Source organism: Cellulomonas uda, from assembly GCF_006538705.1.
In the GTDB taxonomy this organism is placed as follows: domain Bacteria; phylum Actinomycetota; class Actinomycetes; order Actinomycetales; family Cellulomonadaceae; genus Cellulomonas; species Cellulomonas uda.
On the sequence record NZ_BJLP01000001.1, the window covers coordinates 124,409 to 148,400 of the forward strand.

Annotated in this window: 19 protein-coding genes; 14 read left to right on the forward strand and 5 right to left on the reverse strand. The window is 73.6% G+C overall.

Features of this window, described 5'->3' with window-relative positions; genetic code table 11:
- Position 1 precedes the first annotated feature (1 nt).
- A complete protein-coding gene (locus tag CUD01_RS00655; protein ID WP_141317868.1) occupies positions 2-985 on the reverse strand; it encodes a GlxA family transcriptional regulator in 984 nt (327 codons plus the stop codon).
- A gap of 71 nt (positions 986-1,056) precedes the next feature.
- Here CUD01_RS00655 and CUD01_RS00660 point away from each other — a divergent pair, with 71 nt between their 5' ends.
- From CUD01_RS00660 to CUD01_RS00675, 4 genes are all read left to right on the forward strand, one after another.
- On the forward strand, positions 1,057-2,307 hold the full coding sequence (locus CUD01_RS00660) for an MFS transporter (RefSeq protein WP_141317870.1): 1,251 nt from the start codon (positions 1,057-1,059) through the stop codon (positions 2,305-2,307).
- Positions 2,308-2,350: 43 nt separating this feature from the next.
- Positions 2,351-4,630: a SpoIIE family protein phosphatase gene (locus CUD01_RS00665; protein ID WP_141317872.1), complete on the forward strand. Its 2,280-nt coding sequence runs from the start codon at positions 2,351-2,353 to the stop codon at positions 4,628-4,630.
- Between the two features lie 121 nt (positions 4,631-4,751).
- Positions 4,752-5,735, forward strand: a complete 984-nt coding sequence (locus CUD01_RS00670) for an ATP-binding cassette domain-containing protein (protein WP_141317874.1) — start codon at positions 4,752-4,754, stop codon at positions 5,733-5,735.
- The gene (locus CUD01_RS00675; RefSeq protein ID WP_141317877.1) at positions 5,732-6,586 is read left to right on the forward strand and encodes an ABC transporter permease; all 855 of its coding nucleotides are present in this window, start codon (positions 5,732-5,734) and stop codon (positions 6,584-6,586) included. The genes CUD01_RS00670 and CUD01_RS00675 overlap by 4 nt, the downstream gene beginning before the upstream one ends.
- Before the next feature lie 5 nt (positions 6,587-6,591).
- Here the strand turns inward: CUD01_RS00675 and CUD01_RS00680 are convergent, their stop codons facing one another.
- Complete coding sequence (locus CUD01_RS00680) at positions 6,592-9,849, reverse strand: AfsR/SARP family transcriptional regulator (protein WP_244937596.1); 3,258 nt, start codon at positions 9,847-9,849, stop codon at positions 6,592-6,594.
- Positions 9,850-10,034: 185 nt separating this feature from the next.
- On the opposite strand from CUD01_RS00680, the gene CUD01_RS00685 reads away from it, so the two are divergent.
- The 6 genes from CUD01_RS00685 (at position 10,035) to nrdF (ending at position 15,992) form a co-directional block, all read left to right on the forward strand.
- Positions 10,035-10,910, forward strand: a complete 876-nt coding sequence (locus tag CUD01_RS00685; protein ID WP_141317879.1) for an SDR family oxidoreductase — start codon at positions 10,035-10,037, stop codon at positions 10,908-10,910.
- Between the two features lie 419 nt (positions 10,911-11,329).
- A complete protein-coding gene (gene nrdH, locus CUD01_RS00690; protein WP_094181154.1) occupies positions 11,330-11,578 on the forward strand; it encodes a glutaredoxin-like protein NrdH in 249 nt (82 codons plus the stop codon).
- 83 nt (positions 11,579-11,661) lie between these two features.
- Positions 11,662-12,078, forward strand: a complete 417-nt coding sequence (gene nrdI, locus CUD01_RS00695; protein ID WP_094181153.1) for a class Ib ribonucleoside-diphosphate reductase assembly flavoprotein NrdI — start codon at positions 11,662-11,664, stop codon at positions 12,076-12,078.
- A gap of 11 nt (positions 12,079-12,089) precedes the next feature.
- Complete coding sequence (gene nrdE, locus CUD01_RS00700) at positions 12,090-14,195, forward strand: class 1b ribonucleoside-diphosphate reductase subunit alpha (protein ID WP_208405296.1); 2,106 nt, start codon at positions 12,090-12,092, stop codon at positions 14,193-14,195.
- Between the two features lie 10 nt (positions 14,196-14,205).
- On the forward strand, positions 14,206-15,015 hold the full coding sequence (locus tag CUD01_RS00705; RefSeq protein ID WP_141317919.1) for an NUMOD3 domain-containing DNA-binding protein: 810 nt from the start codon (positions 14,206-14,208) through the stop codon (positions 15,013-15,015).
- Positions 15,012-15,992 carry a class 1b ribonucleoside-diphosphate reductase subunit beta gene (gene nrdF / locus CUD01_RS00710; protein WP_141317881.1) on the forward strand — a complete coding sequence of 327 codons (981 nt, stop codon included), beginning with the start codon at positions 15,012-15,014 and terminating at the stop codon, positions 15,990-15,992. Before CUD01_RS00705 ends, nrdF begins: the two co-directional genes overlap by 4 nt.
- 150 nt (positions 15,993-16,142) lie before the next feature.
- Here nrdF and CUD01_RS00715 read toward each other — a convergent pair whose 3' ends face one another.
- From CUD01_RS00715 to CUD01_RS00725, 3 genes are all read right to left on the reverse strand, one after another.
- Positions 16,143-16,715: an NADPH-dependent F420 reductase gene (locus tag CUD01_RS00715; RefSeq protein WP_141317883.1), complete on the reverse strand. Its 573-nt coding sequence runs from the start codon at positions 16,713-16,715 to the stop codon at positions 16,143-16,145.
- Between the two features lie 114 nt (positions 16,716-16,829).
- On the reverse strand, positions 16,830-17,906 hold the full coding sequence (locus CUD01_RS00720; RefSeq protein WP_141317885.1) for a DUF7910 domain-containing protein: 1,077 nt from the start codon (positions 17,904-17,906) through the stop codon (positions 16,830-16,832).
- A 108-nt stretch (positions 17,907-18,014) separates the two neighbouring features.
- The gene (locus CUD01_RS00725; RefSeq protein ID WP_141317887.1) at positions 18,015-19,037 is read right to left on the reverse strand and encodes a zinc-binding dehydrogenase; all 1,023 of its coding nucleotides are present in this window, start codon (positions 19,035-19,037) and stop codon (positions 18,015-18,017) included.
- A 176-nt stretch (positions 19,038-19,213) separates the two neighbouring features.
- Here CUD01_RS00725 and CUD01_RS00730 point away from each other — a divergent pair, with 176 nt between their 5' ends.
- From CUD01_RS00730 to CUD01_RS00745, 4 genes are read left to right on the forward strand one after another with little or no spacing between them, the layout of a single operon-like run.
- Positions 19,214-19,771, forward strand: a complete 558-nt coding sequence (locus CUD01_RS00730; RefSeq protein ID WP_141317889.1) for an SRPBCC family protein — start codon at positions 19,214-19,216, stop codon at positions 19,769-19,771.
- The gene (locus tag CUD01_RS00735; RefSeq protein WP_141317891.1) at positions 19,768-21,309 is read left to right on the forward strand and encodes an AMP-binding protein; all 1,542 of its coding nucleotides are present in this window, start codon (positions 19,768-19,770) and stop codon (positions 21,307-21,309) included. Before CUD01_RS00730 ends, CUD01_RS00735 begins: the two co-directional genes overlap by 4 nt.
- A 1-nt stretch (position 21,310) precedes the next feature.
- Positions 21,311-21,934, forward strand: a complete 624-nt coding sequence (locus CUD01_RS00740; RefSeq protein WP_141317894.1) for an isochorismatase family protein — start codon at positions 21,311-21,313, stop codon at positions 21,932-21,934.
- Entirely contained in the window at positions 21,931-23,943 is a 2,013-nt protein-coding gene (locus CUD01_RS00745) for a chorismate-binding protein (protein WP_141317896.1), read from the forward strand. Before CUD01_RS00740 ends, CUD01_RS00745 begins: the two co-directional genes overlap by 4 nt.
- Positions 23,944-23,992: the final 49 nt, after the last annotated feature.

The following is a 23,992-nucleotide window of genomic DNA, read 5'->3' on the forward strand; positions in this document are numbered from 1 at the left end:
GTCACACCGGCGAGGACGCCCCGACGAACGTGCGGCGGTAGTCCGACGGGCTCACGCCGACGAGCCGGTGGAAGTGCAGGCGCATGTTCGCGGCGGTCCCGAGCCCGCACTCCTGGGCGACCCGGTCGGTGCTCCAGTCGGTGCGTTCGAGCAGCTCGCGCGCGCGGTCGACGCGCGCAGCGGTGAGCCAGCGCAGCGGTGAGGCACCGGTCTCCGCCGCGAACGCCCGGGCGAGCGTGCGCTGCGACATGCGCGCGTGCCGCGCGAGGTCCGCGACGGTCAGCGGCTCGTGCAGGTGGTCGAGCGCCCACGCGCGGGTGCCGGCGAGCGCGCTCGCGGCGTCGGGCGGGGTGGTCCGGGCGATGAACTGCGCCTGCCCGCCGTCGCGGTGCGGTGCCGCGACGATCGCGCGCGCCACGTGGTTGGCGACCGCGGCGCCGAGGTCGGTGCGCAGCAGGTGCAGGCACGCGTCGATGCCGGACGCGACGCCCGCGGAGGTCAGGACGTCGCCCTCGTCGACGAACAGCACGTCCGGGTCCACGCGAACCAGCGGGTACCGCGCCGCGAGGCGGGCGGTGTAGGCCCAGTGCGTCGTCGCCCGCCGACCGTCGAGCAGTCCCGCGGCGGCCAGCGCGAACGCGCCGACGCAGATCGACACGACGCGTGCGCCGCGGGCGTGCGCGGTGCGCAGCGCGTCGAGCACGTCGTCGGGGGGTGGCTGGTCGATGTCGTCGTACGCGGGGACGATCACGGTGTCGGCCGCGACGACGGCCTCGAGCCCGGCCTGCGCGACGACCGGGAACCCGCCCGCGGTGGGCACGGGACCGGGGCTCCGGCCGCACAGCGTGAGGCGGTAGTGCGCGGCGGTGCGGCTCTGGAGCACCTGGAACGGCATGCCGACCTCCATCGGCAGCGCGCCCGGCAGCGCCAGCACGGCGACGTCGCGCACGCGCTCGGGCCGCGGCACCGGACCGTCCACGCTCATGGCGAGAATCTAGCGCACAGTGGCAATCCTGCCGCTCGTCGGACGGTGCCCGACCCCGCCAAGGTGGTCGCGTGACCCGACCCGACGCCCCGACCCGCGCGCTCCTCGAGCCCCCGCGCGTCGACGGACCGCGCCTCACGCGCCGGCTCGTCCCCGCGCAGTCGCTCTACACGTTCGGCATCTCGATCGACCTGACCCTCACGGGCATCGTCGGCGCGCACCTCGCGCCGACGCGCGCCCTCGCGACGCTCCCGTTCAGCCTCATGCCCGTGGTCGCGGCGCTCTCGACGTTCGCGCTCTCGCGGTGGATCGGGCGCAGCGGGTACCGGCGCGTGTTCACGGTCGCGCCGCTCGCCGCGGTCGCCGCGGGGCTCGTCTCGGCGGACGCGGTGCACCGCGGGTCGTTCGCGCTGTTCTGCGTCGGCACGGCGCTCGTCGGCGTCTACCAGGCGGGCGCGGGGTACTACCGGTACGCGGTCGCGGAGGCGAACCCCGACGAGCGGGCGCGCGCGATCACGACGCTGCTCGCGGGCGGCCTGCTCGCGGCGCTCGTCGGGCCGTTCCTCGCGACGGCCGTCAGCGGGCTCGGCTCGACGCCGTACGTCGCCTCCTACCTGCTGGTCGCCGGGTTCGCGGTGCTCGCGTGCGGGTGGAACGCGCGCCTGCCGCGGTACCTCGCGCACCTGACCGGACCACGCCCGTCCGACGAGGCTGCGCCGGCGGTCGCCGCGCGCTCGCACCGCGAGCTGTGGCGCCAGCCCGTGCTCGTGCTCGGCGTCCTGGTCACCGCGCTCGCGGCCGCCGCGATGAGCTCGCTCATGACCGCGGGGCCCGTCGCGGGCATGGACATGGGGCACACCGAGCAGCACGCGGCGTTCTCGGTGCAGCTCCACATGATCGGGATGTACGCGCCGGGGCTGCTGGTCGCGCGGTGGATCGGGCGGCTGGGCGAGCGGCGCGTCGCGGCACTCGGTGCGCTCGTGCTCGCCGCCGCGGGCCTGGCGACCGTGCGGCCGGACATGATCGCGTTCGTCGTCGCGATGACGCTCGCGGGGGTGGGATGGAACCTCGCGGGCAGCGGCGGCGCGGCGATGGTCGCGGCGTCGTACCGGCCCGCCGAGCGTGGGCGCGTGCAGCCCGTGGCCGAGCTCGTCGCGACCGTCGCCGCGGTAGTCGGGTCGCTCGGCGCGGGCCTCGCGACGACCGCGACCGGCTGGCCCGTGCTCGGTGTGCTCGTCGCGGTCGCGTCGGTGCTCGTGGTCGTCGCGCTCGTGCGCCCGGCGCGTGTGCGCCAGGCCCGTACTGAGGAGGTGGTGGCGTGAGTTAGGTTGCACACCGAAAATGTCGACCAGGAGGTGCCAGCGGATGTCCGACCGCGAACCGATGGCCGACCTGCTCCCGCCCGGAGAACCCGTCGACCTCGACAACTGCGCGCGTGAGCCCATCCACGTGCCCGGCTCGGTCCAGCCGCACGGTGTGCTGCTCGCGGTCACCGAGCCCGAGCTCGTCGTCCAGCACGTGTCCGCCAACGTCGCGGACCTGCTCGGCTGCAGCGTCCAGGACGCGCTCGGGGCCGACCTCGACGCCGTGCTCGGGAGCGAGCCGGCCGAGCAGATCCGCGCGCACGTGCGCACGTTCGGCAACCTCCGGCAGCGCAACCCGCTCGTCGTCGTCGCGGCCACGCCCGACGGCCCGCGCGAGGTCGACGCCGTGCTGCACCGCGTGGTCGTCGGCGACCGGACCCTGCTCGTGGTCGAGCTCGAGGCGTCGACCGGCCCGCGGCCGTTCTCGTTCCCGAACACCTACCAGGCCGTGCGTGACGCGCTCGAGCGCCTGAGCGCGAGCCAGTCGCTCGCCGAGCTGTACGACGTGGCCGCGCACGAGGTGCGGGCGCTGACCGGGTTCGACCGCGTGATGATCTACCGGTTCGACGCCGAGTACAACGGCGAGGTCGTCGCGGAGGCCAAGCGCGCGGACCTCAACTCGTTCCTCGGGCTGCACTACCCCGCCTCGGACATCCCACCGCAGGCCCGCGCGCTGTACGAGCAGAGCTGGATCCGGCTCATCGCCGACGTCGGGTACACCCCCGCGCCGCTCGTTCCGGGGGTCGACGCGACCGGGGAGCCGCTCGACCTCACGCACTCGGTGCTGCGCAGCGTGTCGCCGATCCACCTCGAGTACCTCGGCAACATGGGCGTGGCCGCGTCGATGTCGATCTCGCTGCTGCGCGACGGGCGGCTCTGGGGCCTCGTCGCGTGCCACCACTACTCCGGTCCGCACCACCCGCCGTACGGCGTGCGCGCGGCGGCCGAGTTCCTCGGGTCGTCGTTGTCGCTGCGGCTGGTCGCGCGCGCCGAGGAGGACGAGCTGCAGGCCGCGCTCGCCGCGGAGTCGACGCTCGTGAACCTGCTGATCGCCTCCCGCGACGCCGCGCGCACGCTCGGCGACGCGCTCGTCGGGCGGACCGACTCCGGGGTGTCGCTGCTCGACCTCGTGCCCGCGCAGGGGGCCGTGGTGTTCGGCGACGGCACCTGGAGCACCGAGGGCGAGGCGCCCGAGGACCTGTCCGCGTTGCGCACGTGGGTCGCGCAGCAGGCCGAGGACGTCACGGCGCGCACCGAGCTCGGCGCCCAGGAGCCCGCGCTCGCGGACGCGCTGCCGGGTGTCGCCGGCCTGCTCGCCGTCCGGCTGCCCGAGGACCGCGCGATGGTCTGGCTGCGCCGCGAGGCGGTGCACGACGTGTCCTGGGGCGGCGACCCGCACAACAAGGCGATCGCCCGGCGCGAGGGCGACGAGGTCCGGCTGAGCCCGCGCAAGTCGTTCGAGAAGTGGACCCAGACCGTCCGGGGCCGCAGCGCGCCGTGGACCGGGCAGGAGCTGCGGTCGGTCACCGACCTGCGCCGGCGCCTGCTCGAGACGCTCCTGCTGCGCACGCGCTGGGCGCTCGGCGCCGCCGAGACGGTGCAGCGCTCGCTGCTGCCCGCCGAGCTGCCGCGCGTCGAGGGGTGGCAGCTGCACGCCCGGTACGTGCCCGCCCCCGGCGGGCAGGTCGGCGGCGACTGGTACGACGCGCTCGAGCTGCCCGACGGCCGCGTCGCGGTGGTCATCGGGGACGTCGCCGGGCACGGGCTGTCCGCCGCCGCGGCGATGGGCCAGCTGCGCAACACGGTGCGGGCGTTCCTGCTGCGCGGGGACGGCCCGGCCGACGCGCTGCGGTGGACCGACGTGGTGGCGCGCCGCACCATGGCCACCGACATGGCCACGGTCGTCATCGCCGCGGTCGACCGCGCGACGGGCGTGGTCGAGGTGTCGATCGCCGGTCACCCCCGCCCGCTCGTGCTCGACGCGGTCGGCGGGGCCGAGCTGCTCGAGGTCAGCGTCGACCGGCCCGTCGGCGTCGGCTCGGGGGAGCCGCCCACGCACCGGTTCGTGATCGAGCCCGGTGGCGGCGTGGTGCTCTACAGCGACGGGCTGGTCGACTCGCGCTCGACGAACCTGCGGGCCGGTCTGGCGCGGCTGGTCGGCGCGTTCACGCGCGAGGACCCGACCCGGCCGGTCGACATCGACGACGTCATCCGCGAGTGCAGCGACCCGTCGTCGGTCGACGACGTCACGCTCCTGCTGCTCTGCCGCGACCTCACGTAGCGGCCCGGCGGATCCGGCGACCATCCCCGTCGGTGCCCTCGTCGGCCCCTGTCGGCCCCCTGTCGGCCCCGTGTCGGCGACGTGTCGGGGCGGTGTCAGCCGGCCCGCGCAGGGTGGCGGCATGACAACAGACCTGGTGATCGAGGCCGAGGGCCTCGTGAAGCACTTCGGCGAGACGAAGGCGCTGCAGGGCGTCGACCTCGTCGTCCCCCGGGGCACCGTGCTCGGTGTGCTCGGCCCCAACGGCGCCGGCAAGACGACGACCGTCCGCATCCTGTCCACCCTGCTCACCCCCGACGCGGGCACGGCCCGCATCAACGGCCTCGACGTGGTCCGCGACGCCGAGAAGGTCCGGCACATGATCGGCCTGACGGGGCAGTACGCGTCCGTCGACGAGGACCTCACGGGCAGGCAGAACCTCGTGCTGTTCGGCACGCTGCTGGAGCTCGGCCGCGCGGGGGCACGTGCCCGTGCCGCCGAGCTGCTCGAGTGGTTCGACCTCGCGGACGCCGCCGACCGGCCCGCGAAGACGTACTCCGGCGGCATGCGCCGCCGCCTGGACCTCGCGGCGTCGCTCGTCGGGCGGCCCGACGTGATCTTCCTCGACGAGCCGACGACGGGCCTCGACCCGGCCAAGCGTGAGCAGATGTGGGACGTGGTGCGCTCGCTCGTCGCGGACGGCTCGACCGTGCTGCTCACGACGCAGTACCTCGAGGAGGCGGACGCGCTGGCCGACGAGATCACGGTCGTCGACCACGGCCGCGTGATCGCGCACGACACCCCGGACGGCCTCAAGCGGGTGGTCGGCGGGCTGACGCTCGAGGTCCGCCCCAGCGACCCCGCGCGCCTGGCGCAGACCGCGCAGATCCTGTCCGAGGTCAGCACGGGCGCGGCGGCCGACGAGATCCGCAAGGGCCTGCTCGCCGTGCCCGTGGCCGACGACGAGGCGCTCACCGCGACGGTCGCGCGGCTCGGCTCGGCGGGGGTCGCGGTGACCGAGCTGTCGCTGCACCTGCCGAGCCTCGACGAGGTGTTCTTCACGCTGACCGGCCGCACCACGTCCACCGACGAGCCCGACGACGACCCGAAGGAGGCGGCGGCATGAGCGCCCCGACCAGCACCCCGACGAGCACAGTGACGCTGGACCGCCCGCGCACACCTGACGCGCCGCGCGGCGAGGCGGTCCGTCGACCCCGCCCGTTCCCGCTGGTGCGGCACTCCGCGGCACTGACCAAGCGCTCGTTGATCAAGACGTGGCGCACACCCGAGGCGCTCATCGACGTGACGCTGCAGCCGATCGTGTTCCTCGCGATCTTCGTGACGATCTTCGGCACCGCGGTCGCGGGCAGCACGGGCAGCTACCTGCAGTTCCTGCTCCCGGGGATCCTCGCCCAGACCATCGCGCAGGGTGCGATCGCGATCGGCGTGAACCTCAACACGGACCTGTCCAAGGGCATCTTCGACCGGTTCAAGTCGCTGCCGATCCCGCGCAGCGCACCGCTGCTGGGTGCGGTGCTGGGGGACGTCGTGCGGTACGTGATCGTCGCGGTCGTGACGATCGTGACGGGCTACGCGATGGGCTTCCGCATCGCGACGAGCCCCCTCGAGGCCGTCGCGGGCTGCCTGCTCGCGGTGCTGTTCGCGGTGTGCCTGAGCTGGGTGTCGGTGTGGGTCGGGATGCTCGTGCGCACGTCGGGTGCGGTGCAGGGGATCATGTTCCTCATCGTCATGCCGCTCAGCTTCGGCTCGAACGTCTTCGTGCGGACCGACGACCTGCCCACGTGGATGCAGGGCTTCGTGGACGTCAACCCGTTGACCCACCTCGTGGAGTCCATGCGCGGGCTGTTCCTCGGTTCGCCGGTGGGTGACCACGTGTGGTGGACGCTGGCGTGGTGCGTGGGCCTGGTGGCGGTGTTCATGCCGCTGGCGCTGCGCGCGTACCGCCGCAAGGTCTGACCCGGTCAGGGAGCCAGGCCGAGCACCCGGTCCGCGGTGGCGGCGACCATCCGGTCGACCTCCGCCGCGGGCCGGGCGCGCAGCTCGTCGAGGCGGCGCTCACCCGCCTCGCCCGCCGCGCGGGTCGCGAGCGAGTGCGGCTGCCCGAGCGGCAGGGCGGCGTTGGCGACGGTGGCCCCCATCCGCCGCCCGAGCGCCCACAGCGTCGTCGCGTGCTCGTCGTCCCCGCGCCACGCCGCGAGCTCGGCGCACCCGAGCGCGAACGTCCCGACGACGGGCATGTCGGCGAGCGTGCGCGCGTCCGCGGCGGCGTCGCGCAGGACCGCGACGACGTGCCGCTCGACACGGGCCCCCTCGTCGTCGTCCGTGCTGTCCCGGGGCGTCGCCTGCAGCAGGACGACCGCGGCGGAGACGAGGAACACGACGCGCGCCTGGGCGACGGGGTCCCGCCGCCGCGTGACCACCGCCGCGGCCCGCAGCGCGCGTGCCACGGCCGTGGGCCGGTCACCGCCGGCGAGCGCGACCATCGCGAGCCCCAGCAGCGCGTGCGCGACGTCGATGCCGTCGGCGCGCGGCGCGTCGGCGGTCTCGTGCAGCGCGTCGAGCGCCTCGGTCGAGCCGTCGAGCGCGCGCTGCACGTCGAGCAGGACGCGCAGGCTGCGTGCGTCCTGCGCGGCGCCGACGAGCTCGAGGTGCTGCACGCCGCGCTCGAGCCACTGCACGGCCTGCGCGGCGTCCTCCGCGGCGGACCACTGCGCGACGCCCTGCGCGGCCATGCCCATGCCCCAGTGGTCGCCGAGCTGCTCGAACAGCGCGAACGCCGCGCGCGCGTCCTGCGCGGAGTCGAGCGGCTCGCCGGCGTTCTCGCGCACCGCACCGCGCAGGAACAGGCCGAGCGCGCGTACGTAGCCGTCGTCGTGCGCGACGAGCGCGTGCGCCGCCGCGTCGAGCTCGGCGGTCGCCGACGACGCGAGCGCCGGCACCACCTGGCCGAGCGCGCGCATCCGGTCGCTCACCTCGTCGGGCTGCTCGCGCAGCACGCGGCGCAGCACGCGTGACGCCAGGGCGGTCGCCCGCCAGGACGCCGCCGCGCCCGCGTTCATCGCGCTCTGCAGCACCACGGTCGCGGTGCGGTCGCCGTCCGGCAGGTGCGCGCCGGGTGCGAGCCCGGGGCGCCCGACCAGCAGCGGGCACGCGCGGCGTGCGGCGGGGTCGTCCGCGTGCAGCAGCCGCTCGGCCCAGGTGACGACCTCGGCGTGCATGCCGCGCACGGACCACCACTGGAACAGCGTCGAGGCGAGGTCGACGGCCGCGGCGTCGTCGGCGGTCTCGACCGCCCGCCGCAGGGCCGCGACGAACGTCTCCGCCTCGTCGTCGCAGCGCGCGAGCGCGGCGAGCTGCCCCGCGCCGACGAACCGCGGTGCGAGGTCCGCGCACTCGCGTGCCGCCCACGTGACGAGCCCCGCCAGCGCGTCGTCCCGTGCGCCGGCGGCGGCGAGGCGCGCCTCGCCGTACTCGCGGACCGTCTCGAGCATCCGGTACCGCGCGGGCCCCGAGCCCGCGTCCTCGAGCGCCAGCAGCGACTGGTCGACGAGGTCCGCGAGCCCGCGGCGCACGTCGTCGACCCCCGCGACGGCCGCGGCGAGCGACGCGGGGAACGCGCCGGGGACCACGGCCAGACGCTCGAGCAGGTCGCGCTCGTCGTCGGGCAGCAGCTCACGGCTCCAGTCGACCAGCGCCCACAGGCTCGCGTGCCGCTCGGGCAGGCCGCGCAGCGCGTCGTCGAGCAGCGCGAACCGGTCCGCGAGCCCGTGCAGCAGGTCCTCCACGGGCATCGACCGCAGCCGGGCGGCGGCGAGCTCGAGCGCGAGCGGCAGGTTGTCGAGCCGGCGGCACAGCTCGAGCGCGCGCTCGTCGTCCCACACCAGGCCGGGGCGCGCGTCCTGGGCGCGCGCGTGCAGCAGCGCGAGCGCGTCGTCGTCGGGCAGGGCAGCCAGGCGGTGCACGCGTTCGCCGACGAGCCCCAGCGGCGCGCGGGACGTCGCGAGCACCGTCACGTCGGGCGGTGCGACCGTCAGCAGGTCCGCGACCGTGCGGGCGGCGTCCGCGAGCACGTGCTCGCAGTTGTCGAGCACGACGAGGCCGCGCAGGTCGTGCGCGGCCGCGCGCAGCCGCTCGAGCCGGGGCAGCATGCGCCGCTCGGCGACGTCCGGGAGCGTCGGGGCGGTCTCCGCCCCGCCGAGCTCGCCGAGCAGCGCGGGCAGCACGTCGTCACCCGACCGCAGACCCGCGAGCTCGACCACGTGGACCGACTCGCCGCGCTCGGCGGCGAGCCGCGCGACCTCGGCCGCGAGGCGCGTCTTGCCGGCCCCGCCCGCCGCGACGACCGTGACCACCGGTCCCGCCCCGAGCGCGGCGGTCACGGCGGCGACGTCCGCCTCGCGCCCGACGAGCGGCGTCGCCGGGCGGCGCCACGCGCGTGGCAGCCGGACCGGCCCGCGCTGCGACGCGTCCGGCGACGCGTCCGGCGACGACTCGCCCGGCGGCGGTGCGTCGGGCACGGCGGGCGTCGTGGTCGCGGACGGGCGCCCCAGCTCGCCGCGCAGCAGCGCGAGGTGCGCGTCCTGCACCACCGGGGAGGGGTCGGTGCCGTACCGCTCGGCCAGGTCGCGGCGCAGCGCCTCGACCACCTCCAGCGCCTCGGCGTCCCGACCCTGCGCGGCCAGCACATGCACCAGCAGGGCCGTGGCGGGCTCGTCGGGCGGTGTGCGGGTGGCGAGCAGGCGCAGGTCGTCGTCGTCGAACGGCCCACCGGAACGCAGCGCGGCGCGGGCCGCGACGTCGGCGGTGTCCGCGAGCAGGCGCACGGCCGTCGCGTCCTGCGGGGTCGCCGGCAGCAGGGCCCGGGCCGCGGTGGCGTGCGCACGCGCGGCCGCGGTGTCGTCGGCGGCGAGCGCGGTCCGCGCGGCGACGACGAGCGCGCGCACCTCGTCGGCGTCCACCACGAGCCCCTCGCGCGGCACCCGGTACCCGCCGGGGACCGACTCGACGGCCATTCCGAGCCGCCGCACGCGCGAGACGAGCGCCTGCACGGCCCCGGTCTCGTCGTCGGGCGGCGCGCCGTCCCACACGGCCTCGACCAGCGCGCGCACGGACACCGCGTGACCGCGCGCCGCGACGAGCTCGCGGACCACGGCCGCGAGCCGCTCGCCGCGCACGGGCCGGCCGTCGAGCGCGAGCGGTCCGAGCGTGGTCACCTGCACGCGCCCAGCATCCCCCACGGCGCGTGGGGATCCGCGCAGCGTCCGGCGGGAATGCGCCGCGCGCGCGATGGTTGACGTGTGCGGCGCAGCCGTGCGCCGCCACCGCCGCCGAGCCCGTCGTCGGTTCCCTCGTGGGTTCCCTCGTCGGGTCCGCCGGCGCGGTGCCCCGTCCTGAGGAGGAGCTCATGTCCGTCGTCGTCACCGGTGCCACCGGTCACCTGGGCCGTCTGGTCGTCGAAGGTCTGCTGGACGCGGGGGTCGCCCCGGACGAGGTTGTCGCGGGAGGCCGGCGCACCGAGCGCCTCGCGGACCTGGCCGCGCGCGGCGTGCGCGTCGCGGAGGTGGACTACGGGCGCCCGGAGACGCTCGCCGCCGCGTTCGCGGGTGCGGACACGCTCGTGCTCGTCTCGGGCTCGGAGGTGGGGCAGCGCGTCCCGCAGCACCGCGCGGCGATCGAGGCGGCGCGGGCGGCCGGCGTCCGGCGCGTCGTCTACACGAGCGCGCCGCACGCGGACACCAGCACGCTCGTCCTGGTGCCCGAGCACCGCGCGACGGAGGAGCTGCTCGCCGCGTCGGGGCTCGTCGTGACCGTGCTGCGCAACAACTGGTACACGGAGAACTACGTGACGACCCTGCAGCAGGCGGCGGAGACGGGCGAGGTCGTCGCGTCGGCCGGTGACGGGCGTGTCGCGTCCGCGTCGCGCGCGGACTTCGCGGCGGGCATCGTGGCCGTCGTCACCGGGTCGGGGCACGACGGGCGCACGTACGAGCTCTCGGGCGACCACGCGTGGACGTTCGACGAGCTCGCGGCGGCCGCCGCCGAGATCCTCGGCCGGCCGGTGACGTACCGCCGGGTCACGCCGGACGAGCAGCGCGCGGCCCTGCTCGCCGCGGGTCTCGACGAGGGCACCGTGGGCTTCCTGGTGACGATGGACCAGGACATCGCCGGCGGTGCGCTCGCGGACGCGACCGACACGCTGCGCACGCTGATCGGGCGGCCGACCACCCCGCTCGTCGAGGGTCTGCGCGCGGCCTGGCAGGAGTCGTCGCGGCAGTCGTGACGGACATCTCGGGAGCATCCCGGACATAGCGGCTGTGGACGGTCCTGGGGACGACACGGGGCGTGGTGTGGACGGCCTGTGGGCCGCCTGTGCGTCGAACCACACCCGTGTCGTTCGAGCGCCGCAAACGTGCAGTTCAGGGGCCGTGTCAGTGGGTCGTCGTACTGTGGAGAAGTCATCCACGGGGTGAAAAACGACACGCGTGTAACACAACACCTAGTGGTTGGTTGCGGTGTCAGACACTAGGTGTAGTGTCTTCACCACGCGGTCGGCCGGGGAGCCGAGCGGTCGTCGGAGCCCCGGACAGGGCTTCACGAGCGCTCGAGAGAAGGCAGCTCCCGAGGCCGTCACCGGGGCCTGACAAGGCCCCGCGCGGCACGGTTCCACCAGAGTTTCTGAGCTTCCAGGAGAGAGTCACGATGACGATCACGGTCTACAGCAAGCCCGCGTGCGTGCAGTGCAACGCGACCTACCGTGCTCTCGACAAGCTGGGTGCGGACTACACGGTCGTCGACATCAGCGAGGACGCGGACGCCCGCGACTACGTCATGTCGCTCGGGCACCTGCAGGCGCCGGTCGTGATCGCGGACGGTGACCACTGGTCCGGTTACCGTCCCGACCGGATCAAGGCGCTCGCGGAGCGTCTCGAGGCCGTCACCGTCGCCTGAACCGCCGCCCCCTTCGAGGGTGGCCACGCCGGTGGCCTGCGGGCCACCGGACACGTCAGCTTCCGGACCCGGGGAGGGCAACGATGAGCGCGCTCGTCTACTTCTCCTCGGCGTCCAACAACACGCACCGCTTCGTGGAGAAGCTGGGCCTGCCGGCCCAGCGGATCCCGTTGCGCCCCGCCGAGCCCTTCCTGCACGTCACGGAGCCGTACGTGCTGGTGGTGCCGACGTACGGGGGCGGTAACGAGGGCGGTGCGGTCCCGCGCCAGGTCGTGAGGTTCCTCAACGACGCGGCCAACCGCGCCCTGATCCGCGGGGTGGTCGCAGCGGGCAACACCAACTTCGGCGAGGCGTACTGCATCGCGGGGGACATCGTCGCGGCCAAGTGCCGCGTCCCCTACCTGTACGGCTTCGAGCTCATGGGAACGAACGAGGACGTGCAGCGCGTCCGCGAGGGATTGGAACGGTTTTGGCAGCGACAGTCACTGATTTCCGCGTAGACACGTCGGGGATGGACTACCACGCCCTCAACGCGATGCTCAACCTGTACAGCGCGGACGGGAAGATCCAGTTCGACAAGGACCGCGAGGCGGCCCGCGCGTACTTCCTGCAGCACGTCAACCAGAACACGGTCTTCTTCCACGACCTCGAGGAGAAGCTCGAGTACCTGGTCGAGAACAAGTACTACGACCCGGCGGTGCTCGCGCAGTACGACCGCGCGTTCGTCAAGACGCTGTTCCAGTACGCGTACTCCAAGAAGTTCCGGTTCCAGACGTTCCTCGGCGCGTTCAAGTACTACACGTCGTACACGCTCAAGACGTTCGACGGGAAGCGGTACCTGGAGCGGTTCGAGGACCGCGTGTGCATGGTCGCGCTCGCGCTGGCGGAGGGCGACGAGGACTTCGCGACCTCGCTCGTCGACGAGATCATCTCGGGGCGGTTCCAGCCCGCGACCCCCACGTTCCTCAACCTCGGCAAGGCGCAGCGCGGCGAGCCCGTGTCCTGCTTCCTGCTGCGCATCGAGGACAACATGGAGTCGATCGCGCGCGGCATCAACTCCGCGCTGCAGCTCTCCAAGCGCGGCGGCGGCGTGGCGCTGCTGCTGTCGAACATCCGTGAGCACGGTGCGCCGATCAAGCACATCGAGAACCAGAGCTCGGGCGTCATCCCCGTGATGAAGCTGCTCGAGGACTCGTTCTCCTACGCCAACCAGCTCGGTGCGCGCCAGGGCGCCGGCGCGGTGTACCTGCACGCGCACCACCCGGACATCTACCGCTTCCTCGACACCAAGCGCGAGAACGCGGACGAGAAGATCCGCATCAAGACGCTCTCGCTCGGCGTCGTCATCCCGGACATCACGTTCGAGCTCGCCCGCAAGAACGAGCCCATGTACCTGTTCTCGCCGTACGACGTCGAGCGGGTGTACGGCAAGCCGTTCGCGGACATCGACGTGACCGAGAAGTACTACGAGATGGTCGAGAACGCGTCGATCCGCAAGACCAAGATCAACGCACGCGAGTTCTTCCAGACGCTCGCCGAGATCCAGTTCGAGTCGGGCTACCCGTACATCATGTTCGAGGACACGGTGAACCGGGCCAACCCGATCGAGGGCAAGGTCACGCACTCGAACCTGTGCTCGGAGATCCTGCAGGTCTCGACCCCGTCGACGTTCAACGAGGACCTCTCGTACGACCACGTGGGCCGCGACATCTCCTGCAACCTCGGCTCGATGAACATCGCGCTGTCGATGGACTCGCCCGACCTGGGCAAGACCGTCGAGACCGCGATCCGTGCGCTCACGGCCGTGTCCGACCAGACGGACATCGAGTCGGTCCCGTCGGTCAAGCGCGCCAACCGGGGCGGTCACGCCATCGGCCTCGGGCAGATGAACCTGCACGGGTACCTGGCGCGCGAGCGGATCTTCTACGGCTCCGACGAGGGCCTCGACTTCACGAACATCTACTTCTACACGGTCGCGTACCACGCGATCCGTGCGTCGAACCTGCTCGCGCAGGAGCGCGGCTCGTCGTTCTACGGGTTCGAGAAGTCGAAGTACGCGACGGGCGAGTACTTCACCAAGTACCTCGAGAAGGAGTGGGCGCCGCGCACCGAGCGCGTGGCCCGGCTCTTCGCCGACGCCGGCGTGCACATCCCGACGCAGGACGACTGGCGCGAGCTCGCCGAGCTCGTCCGCGTCCACGGCCTGTACAACCAGAACCTGCAGGCGGTCCCGCCGACCGGCTCGATCTCCTACATCAACCACTCGACGAGCTCGATCCACCCGATCGCGTCGAAGATCGAGATCCGCAAGGAAGGCAAGATCGGCCGCGTCTACTACCCGGCGCCGTTCATGACGAACGACAACCTGGAGTACTACCAGGACGCGTACGAGATCGGCTACGAGAAGATCATCGACACCTACGCCGAGGCCACGCAGCACGTGGACCAGGGACTGTCGCTGACCCTGTTCTTCAAGGACACCGCCACCACGCGTGACCTGAACAAGGCGCAGATCTACGCCTGGAAGAAGGGCATCAAGACCATCTACTACATCCGCCTCCGCCAGATGGCCCTCCAGGGGACGGAAGTGGAGAACTGCGTCTCCTGCATGTTGTGACGCCGTGACCATGGAGAAGAGCACCGCATCGGGGCCGGACGTCGTAGGACGCATCTACGGCGTCCGGCTCGCGGACAGCGCTGAGTACCGCTACATCGGTCTGACCGAGTCCACGGTGGCCCGCCGGTTCGCCCGGCACCGCGTCAACGCGCGCGCCGGCCGCCGCACCCCGTTCTACGACTGGCTGCGTAAGCACGACGACGAGGCGGTGGTCGACGAGCTCGAGCTCGTCCGCACCACGCGGATCGAGCTCGGCGACGCAGAGGTCAGGTGGATCGCGGCGCGGCGCGCGGCGGGCGATCGTCTCCTGAACCTGACCGACGGCGGCCTCGGTCCTCTCGGCATGGTGTGGACCGACGAGCAGCGCGAGGCGGCTCGCGTGCGGTCGACAGGGCGCAAGGGAGTGAGCAGGCCGGGGGAGCTGAACCCGTTCTACGGCGCGAAGCACTCCGCCGAGCAGCGGGCTCGATGGTCGCAGCAGCGCGCCGGTACGAACGCGGGTGAGGCGAACCCGAACTACGGGAAGTTCGGCCCTGAGCACCCGAGCTATGGGCGCACGATGAGCGAAGCGGCCCGTCAGGCGCTGTCGGAGGCCCGGAGCGGAGAGGGGAACCCCAACTTCGGCAGGACGGCGAGCGCCGAGACCCGCGCGAAGATGTCCGCAGCCCGCCGGGGCCGGCCGATGCCGTCGAGCCGTCGGAGCGCGCACACTCGATACCACGTCAACGGAGGCGGCTGGAGTCCCCGATGCCTCTTTTGCGACTCGACAGTCGAGCGGCAGTTCGCGCTGCTCGTCCTTCAGGGAGATGAGAAGGCATGAGCCCCACGGGGAAGCTGAAGCTGGTCGACCGGGTCTCGGCGATCAACTGGAACCGGCTGCACGACGAGAAGGACCTCGAGGTCTGGGACCGCCTGGTCGGCAACTTCTGGCTGCCGGAGAAGGTGCCGGTCTCCAACGACATCCAGTCGTGGGCGACCCTGACCGAGGCCGAGAAGACGATGACGACCCGCGTCTTCACCGGCCTGACGCTCCTGGACACCATCCAGGGCACGGTCGGCGCGGTCAGCCTCATCCCCGACGCACTCACGCCGCACGAGGAGGCCGTCTACACGAACATCGCGTTCATGGAGTCGGTGCACGCGAAGTCGTACTCCTCGATCTTCTCCACGCTGATCTCCACCAAGGAGATCGACGAGGCGTTCCGCTGGTCGGAGGAGAACCCGAACCTGCAGCGCAAGGCCGAGATCGTCCTGAACTACTACCGGGGCGACGAGCCTCTCAAGCGCAAGGTCGCCTCGACCATGCTCGAGTCGTTCCTGTTCTACTCGGGCTTCTACGCGCCCATGTACTGGGCGTCGCGCGCCAAGCTCACGAACACGGCCGACCTGATCCGCCTGATCATCCGTGACGAGGCGGTGCACGGGTACTACATCGGCTACAAGTTCCAGAAGGGCCTCGAGCTCATCTCGCCGGCCGAGCGCGCGGAGCTCAAGGACTACACGTTCGAGCTGCTCTTCGAGCTCTACGACAACGAGGTCGAGTACACGCAGGACCTCTACGACGAGCTCGGCCTCACCGAGGACGTCAAGAAGTTCCTGCGCTACAACGCCAACAAGGCCCTCATGAACCTCGGCTACGAGGCGCTGTTCCCGCGCGACGAGACCGACGTCAACCCGGCGATCCTGTCCGCGCTGTCCCCGAACGCCGACGAGAACCACGACTTCTTCTCCGGCTCGGGCTCGTCCTACGTCATCGGCAAGGCCGTCAACACCGAGGACGAGGACTGGGAGTTCTGACCTCCTGCTGACCGACACCCGGCTGTTGACCGACACCCGGCTGTTGACCGACACCCGACTGTGGGGACCGCGCACGACACCGCGCGGTCCCCACAGCCGTCGTCGGGCGCGCACCTCGGGGCCATCGGCGGCCGGGCGCGCGACCGCAGGTCAGGGGGCCAGGGTGAAGCCGCCCGTCCAGGCGATCTTCTCGCCCGCGGCCAGGGTGAGCTGGACGAAGCCGAGCGCCTCGAGCTCACGCGCGCGGCGCAACGACCCGGCGTCGACGCCGCGCAGGCCCGCGTCGGTGACGACCTGCAGGAGCAGCGCCTTCGCGTCGGCGTCGTCACCCGCGACGAGCACCGTCGTGGTCTGGTCACCGACCTGGCCCGACGCGAGCGTCGCGGCGAAGTTCGTGTTGAACGCCTTGAGGACGCGTGACTGCGGCAGTGCGGCCGCGAGCTCCGCAGCGGCGGAGGCGTCGGGCGGCACCACGAGCGAGTCGAACGTCTGGAAGTCGAGCGGGTTCGTGATGTCGACGACGACCTTGCCCGCGAGCTCGTCGCGGCGCGCATCCGCGATGGCGGACAGGGCCGGGTAGGGGACGGCGAGCACGACGAGCTCACCGTCGACGGCGGAGTCGTCGTCGTGCCCGATGGTCTGGGCCTGGTGCCCGCCCTTCGTGACCAGACCCGCGATCGCCTGGCCCATGTTCCCGGTGCCGATGATGCTGACGAGCGTCATGATGCCGATCTCCCCACGCGTGTGCCGGCGGCACCTCCTGGCGGGAACGGGACGTCCCGTCGGTGCCGTCACCAGCGTGGCCCCGCCGGCGCCGACCCGCGCGCCGACGGCGCCTCAGGGGCGGTGCAGGGTGAAGACCTCGTACTCGTCGCGCACGGGCCGGTTCGCGACGAGCTCGCGGCCGCCGCCGTGGTAGGCGGACACGTAGTGGCCGTTGAACGCGCGCAGGGCGATCCGGTCGACCATGACCTCCTCGACGCGGAACGTCTCCCACTCGCCGATGCGGTCGCCGACGGCGAGCACCTCGCGGCCACCGCCGCCCGCGGCGGACACGTAGTCGCCGTTGGGTGCGAGCAGCGCGACCCGGTCCCCGCCGAGGCGGACGAGGCCGAACGTCTCCCAGTCGCTGGGCCGGGGGCGGTTCGCGACGAGGGTCTGGCGGCCGCCGGCCTCGGCGACGACGAAGTCGCCGTAGTGCACCTGCAGGTGCAGGACGTCGTCGGCGACGGGCAGGTGGCGGATACGCCACTCGACGCGCAGGCGGTAGGTGTCCTGCGCGGGGCCGGTGACGACGAGCTCCTGGGCGAGGGCTCCGGCGTCGGCGCCGGCGGGCACGAGCAGGGACGTCTGGACGAGCGCGAAGTCCTCCCGGGGCCAGGACGCGAGGGTGTCCCGCAGCCCGGCGACGCTCCCGCCGAGGACCGCGCCGCCGGTCAGGCCCTGCGGCTCGTCGTCCTTGAGGCGCGCGCGCACGGTGGCGCCGACGGCGTCGGCGAGCGTGGGGGCGAGCTCGTCGAGGACGTCCTGCGCGACGGCGTCGCGCGTCGTGCCGTCCCAGTCCTCGACGGCGAGCAGCAGCGCGGCGTGCACGGCGGTGGGGCCCTGCGTCGCGGCGGGGACGAACACGCGGTGCAGCTCGCGCTCGAGCGTGCCGGCGGGACGCTCGACGATCGCGGGGGCGAGGTCCTGCGCGACGAGCGTGCGCACCTCGGCGGTGCCGTCGGCGCCGACCTGCGCGGTGAGCGCACCGGTGAGCCGCAGCGCGTCGGGGCCGACGGGGGGCGCGCCGTACGGCCAGGGTGCGCGCAGACCGGTGCCGTCCTCGCGGGTCAGCGCGGTGACGTGCAGCGAGACGATCGTCCCGCCGCGGTGGTCGATGATCGGCTGACGGCAGATGGGCATGACGGGCATCGCGGGGCCTCTCGGGTGGGGTCGTGGTGCGCTCGGACGTGGGGACGGGCGGGGCGTCGCCGGTGACGCCCCGTGCAGCTGGCGGGTGTGCCGGGGGTCGGCTGCCGGTCAGGTCGGGACGGCACGTGCCCCCTCGGTCGGGGTGGTGCGCGGTGCGGGCGGGTGGTGCGCGGCGACGGCGACGACGACCTTGCCGCGCACCTCGCCGCGCTCGAGCCGGGCGTGCGCGTCGGCGACGAGCTCGAGGGGCACGGAGGACAGGCGGCGGGGACGCAGACCGGTGCGCTCGACGGCGTCGACGACGTGCCGTGCGGCGAGCGCGAGGTCCTCGACGGACGCCTGCGAGATCGCGAAGCCCGTGACGGTGGCGGCGTTGAGGTACAGCGCGCCGACGGGGAACGACGCGCGGGTCGCCATGCCGGCGAGCAGGACGACGCGCCCGCCGGGGGCGAGCACGTCGAGGTAGGCCTCGAGGTCGTTGCGTCCCGCGGTGTCGACGACGAGGTCCACGGCGCCGCCGAGCGTGGACCGGTCGAGCCGGGCGGCGCGGTCGACGGGCGTCGCGCCGGCGCGGTCGAGGTCGAACGCGTCGTCGGTGCCGCAGGTCGTCACGACGACGGCACCCGCGGCGACCGCGAGGTGCACGGCGGACCAGCCGACGTTGCCGCCGCCGCCGACGACGAGCACGCGCATCCCGGCGCGCAGGTGGCCGTGCCGGAACAGGGCGAGCCACGCGGTGCTCGCGGGGTGCGCGAGCGCGACCAGCTCGGACGCGGGCAGGCCGGCGGGGCACCGGTAGAGGCGCGCGCGGGGGACCCGCACGAGCTCGGCGAGCGCACCGTCGCGCCCGTCGTAGCCGAGCGAGCTGGTCCAGACCTCGTCGCCCGCCCGGAACTCCGCCGCGGCGGCGTCCCCGGCCTCGACGACGGTGCCGACGGCGTCGCGGCCGACGACGAACGGGAACGCCAGAGGGGTCCGCCAGGCACCGCTGCGGACGAACGTGTCGACGTGGTTCACGGAGCCGAAGGCGACGCGCACGAGCACCTCGTCGGGACCCGGGGTCGGGACGGGGAGCTCGCGCAGCGTGATGCACTGCGGCGGACCGTGACGGTCGATGACTGCGGCTCTCATCGCGGCCGAGCATGCCGACCGGCGGGGCCCGCGCGGGTGCGGCGGGGTGCGGGTCTGTCAGGTCGGCGCGGCGCGCGTGTCAGGTCGGGGCGGCGCGCCGGGGACGACGACCCGACCTGACATGCGGCGTGCGGGTGTCTTGCCGCGCACAGGTGGCGTCCGCACGATCGGGCGCCATGACGATCATCGACAGCAGCCCGCTCTTCACGGCGGCGGAGTCCATCGAGCTCGACCTGTCCCCGGACGAGGTGTACGACGCGGTGTCCGACCTGGCGCGCAGCGGCGACTGGAGCCCCGAGTGCCGGGGCGGCGTCTGGACGGGCGAGCCCGGCGCGGTGGGCTCGGTGTTCCGGGGTGAGAACTACCGGGCGGAGGACGTCGTCGGCTGGGCCCCGCTCGTGCGCGGCACCTGGTACACCGAGGCGGAGGTCGTGGAGGCCGAGCGTCCGGTGCGGTTCGCGTGGGCGATGCGCACGCACGCCGGCACGACCCAGGACAGCATCTGGGGCTTCCGCGTGGAGCCGGGGGCGACGGGGTGCGTGCTGACGCACGACTACGTGATGACGCGGGCCACGGAGGGCATCCACAAGATCGTCGCCGACCTCGACGAGGAGGCGCGTGTGCGGTTCGTGCGGGAGTGGGGCGACAAGATCGTCGACGACGTGCGCCGCACCCTGAAGAGCATCAAGGCGGTCCTGGAGGCGCAGCCGGCGCGGGCGGGGTCGGGCGCGTGATCTACCAGCGCCTCGGGAACCGGGGGATCCGGCTCGGCACGCTGTTCGCGCGCGGTCACCGCGCGAACCCGCGCGCCCGTGTCGTCACGGACCACGACCTGGACCTGGCACCCGGCCGTCGGGAGTTCTCGATGGCGGACCTGCAGGCCCTCGTCGAGGACTTCTCGGCCCGGCTGTGGTCCGCGGGCCTGCGCACGGGTGACCAGATCGTCGTCTACAAGAGCGACAACGTCGACGTGACGCTCCTGGCCTGCGCGTGCGCGCGGATCGGCGTCGTCCCCGTGCTGCTGTCGCCCAAGCTCGAGCCGGCGACGGCGTTCGCGCTCGTGCAGCGGCTCGGCCGCCCGCACCTGCTGACCGACCCGCGCAAGCTCTCGACGCCGGCGCTGGCCGACGTCGCCGGGCACGTCGCGACGCTGCTGACGGTCGGGGCGTGGCACGAGGGCGTGGACCTGGTGGCCCTGACGGACCGGCCGCCCGTCCCGGAGGTGGAGGTCTCGCCCGACGCGCCGCTGTTCGTCACGCACACGTCGGGCACGACCGGGCTGCCGAAGCTCGCGGTCCACACGCGCCGCACGATGCAGTCGCGCTACCGCCCGCAGTCGCTGTTCGCGCGGCTCGTGCCGCGCCGCGAGGCGGTCGCGATCCACGTGTCGTTCGTGCACTCGCGGATCTTCACCGCGCTGCCGATCGCGGTGCTGCACGGGCACGACGTCGCGCTGCTGCGCGAGGACGACCCGGCGGCGGCCGCCGACCTGCTCGCGCGCGTGCGCCCCGGCCTGGTCGAGGCGCACCCGAACACGTTCACGTCGTGGGAGGTGCTCGCGGACGACCCCGACGGGCCGCTCGCCGACGTGCGCGTGTTCTCGAGCACGTTCGACGCGGCGCACCCGCGGACCGTCGAGGCGATGCTGCACGCCTCGCGCCGGCGCCGGCCCGTGTACGTGCAGATGTACGGGCAGAGCGAGGTCGGCCCGATCGCGTGGAAGGTGTACGACCGGCGGCGCGGCATGCCCGAGGGGCGCGACGTGGGCCGCGGCTTCCCGCTGTCCACCGCGATCCGGGTGGTGCCGCGGGACGGCCGCCGGCCGAGCCGTGAGCACCCGGGCGACATCGAGGTCCGCAGCGACGGGCGCATCGTGACGTACCTCGCCGAGCACGAGCGCTGGCTCGCGCAGGTCCACGACGGGTGGTGGCGCATGGGCGACGTCGGCTACAAGGACGCGCGCGGCAACCTGCACCTGCAGGACCGCGAGATCGACCTGATCGACGGCGTGCCGAGCACGCTCGAGGTCGAGGACCGGCTGCTGGTGCGGCTGCCCGAGGTCGCCGAGATCGTCGTCGTCGAGCTCAGCGAGGGCCCCACCGCGGTGCTGTGCACGCGTGACGGCCGACCGCTCGACCCGACGCGCTGGTCCCTCGCGTCGCAGGACCTGCCCGTGACGCGCCGCGTGCAGCTCCCGCGCGAGCAGATGCCGACGACGTCGACGACGAAGGTGCGACGCCGCGAGCTCGTCGCCCTCCTGGAAGGGCGCTGACGTGCCGGGACTGCCGACGATGGAGCCGTACACGCTGCCGACGCGCGGCGAGCTCCCCGTCTCGACGATGCCGTGGCGGGTCGAGGAGGGGCGCGCGGTGCTGCTCGTCCACGACATGCAGCGGTACTTCGTGCGCGGGCTGCCGCAGCCGTTGGCCGACACGCTCGTCGAGCGGGTCGCCGCGCTGCTCGGCTGGGCGCGGCGCAGCGGTGTCCCGGTGGCGTACACCGCGCAGCCGGGCTCGATGAGCCCGCAGGAGCGCGGCCTGCTCGCGGACGTGTGGGGTCCGGGCATGCGCGCCGTGCCGGACGACCGCGCGGTCGTCGATGCCCTCGCGCCGCGGGCGCAGGACTGGGTGCTCACGAAGTGGCGCTACAGCGCGTTCGTGCGCTCACCGCTGCTCGACCGGATGCGCGAGGCGCGGCGTGACCAGCTCGTGGTGTGCGGCGTGTACGCGCACGTCGGTGTGCTCATGACCGCCGCCGACGCGTTCCAGCACGACATCCAGCCGTTCGTCGTCGGGGACGCGATCGCGGACTTCTCGCTCGCGTACCACCGGCTCGCCCTGGACTGGGCGGCGGACCGGTGCGCGGTCGTGACGACCACCGCGGACGTGGTCGGATGACCGCAGCCGAGCTCCTGGGTGCGCTCCTGGCGGACGGCACCCGCCCGTTCGCGCTCGTGCACCGGCCCGCGCACGGCGAGGACGTCGTCGACCTGCTCGTCGGTGACGTCCTCGAGGCGCGGCGGCTGCACGACCTCCCGCTGCACGGCACGGCGTGCAGCCGCCGCGGCCCGGGTGAGTCGCTCGAGTCGCTCGTCGTCGTCCCGTACCGCCAGGTCACCGAGCGCGGCTTCGCGGCGGTCGACGACGACGAGCCGGTCCTGTGCCTGACGGTCGAGGAGCACCACCGGCTCGCCTGGGCCGACGTGGTGGGCGCGCTGCCGAGCAGGCCCGCGGTCGTCGTCGGGGACTTCGACGTCACCGACGAGCAGTACGCCGACCTCGTCTCGACGGTCCTGCGCGACGAGATCGACACGGGGTCCGGCGCGAACTTCGTCGTGCACCGCTCGTGGGAGGGCCACGTCTCGGACGGTCGCACGCCGGTGGTCGCCGCCGCGGCCGCGGTGCGCCGGCTGCTGCTGCGCGAGGCGGGTGCGTACTGGACGTTCGTGATCCACACGGGCCCGCGCACGTTCGTCGGCGCGAGCCCCGAGCGGCACGTGACGCTGCGTGCGGGCACGGCCACCATGAACCCGATCAGCGGCACGTACCGCTACCCCTCGTCGGGGCCCACGTTGGAGGGCGTTCTCGGCTTCCTGGGCGACACCAAGGAGACCGACGAGCTCAACATGGTGCTCGACGAGGAGATCAAGATGATGTCGCGGCTGTGCCGCGACGTGCACGTGCGCGGCCCGTACCTGCGGGAGATGGCGAGCCTCGCGCACACCGAGTACCTCGTGGAGGGCACGGCCGAGGTGGACGTGCCGACGCTGCTGCGCGAGACGATGCTCGCGCCCACGGTCACCGGCAGCCCGATCGAGAACGCGTGCCGGGTGATCGCGGCGCACGAGCGACGCGGCCGGGGCTACTACAGCGGCTTCGCCGCGCTCGTCGGGCGGGACGCCACGGGCGACGCGAGCGTCGACTCGGCCATCCTCATCCGGACGGCGGACGTGCGTGCCGACGGTCGCATGACGATCGGGGTGGGTGCGACACTCGTGCGTCACTCCGACCCGTGCGCGGAGGCCGCGGAGACCCGCACCAAGGTCGCGGGCGTGCTCGGCGGGTTCGACGTGGGGGCCGCGGGCCCGCTCGCGTCGCACCCCGACGTGCTCGCCGCCCTCGACCGCCGTGGGCGGCGGATCGCGGACTTCTGGCGGCCGGTCGGCGGCGGTCGTCGTCCGAGTGCGCGCTCGTCGGCGGCGGGCAGGACGGGCCGTGCGCCCGGGCGGGTGCTGGTGCTGGACGCGGAGGACACGTTCACGCACATGCTCGCCTGCCTGCTCACCGACGGCGGGTGGGACACCCGGATCGTGCCCGCGGCCCAGGTCGCGGGGCCGGGGCGGGACCTGGACGCGGCGCTCGCGGACGCGGACGTCGTCCTGCTCGGGCCGGGTCCGGGTGACCCGCGCGCGGACGACGACGAGCGCGTGCGTGCGCTGCGTGCCGCGGGTTCCCGGCTGCTGGCGCGCCGCTCGCCGTTCGTCGCGGTGTGCCTGGGGCACCAGGTCACGGCGGGGCTGCTCGGGCTGCGGGTCGTGGCGCACGACTGCGCGCGCCAGGGCCTGCAGAGCGAGGTCGACCTGTTCGGTGCGCGCGAGACGGTCGGGTTCTACAACAGCTACGTGGCGCAGTCCCATGTCGACTCGTTCGACGTGCCGGACGTCGGGTACGTCGAGGTGGCCCGCCGCGGGGCCGAGGTGCACGCGCTTCGTGGCCCGTTCTTCTCGACGCTGCAGTTCCACCCCGAGTCGGTGCTGACGCTCGACGGCGGCCGGCTGCTGCGCGACGCCGTGGCGTGGGCGTACGGGGGCCGGGACGGCGACGCCGGCCCGCGGGGCCGACGATCAGGTGGTCAGGAGCCCCTCGAGCCGGTCGGCGGCCTCCGCGGCTCCGTCGCGGGCCTGTAGCGCGGCGGCCAGCCGGCGGGCGGCCGCCGCGTAGGACGCCTCGGTCAGC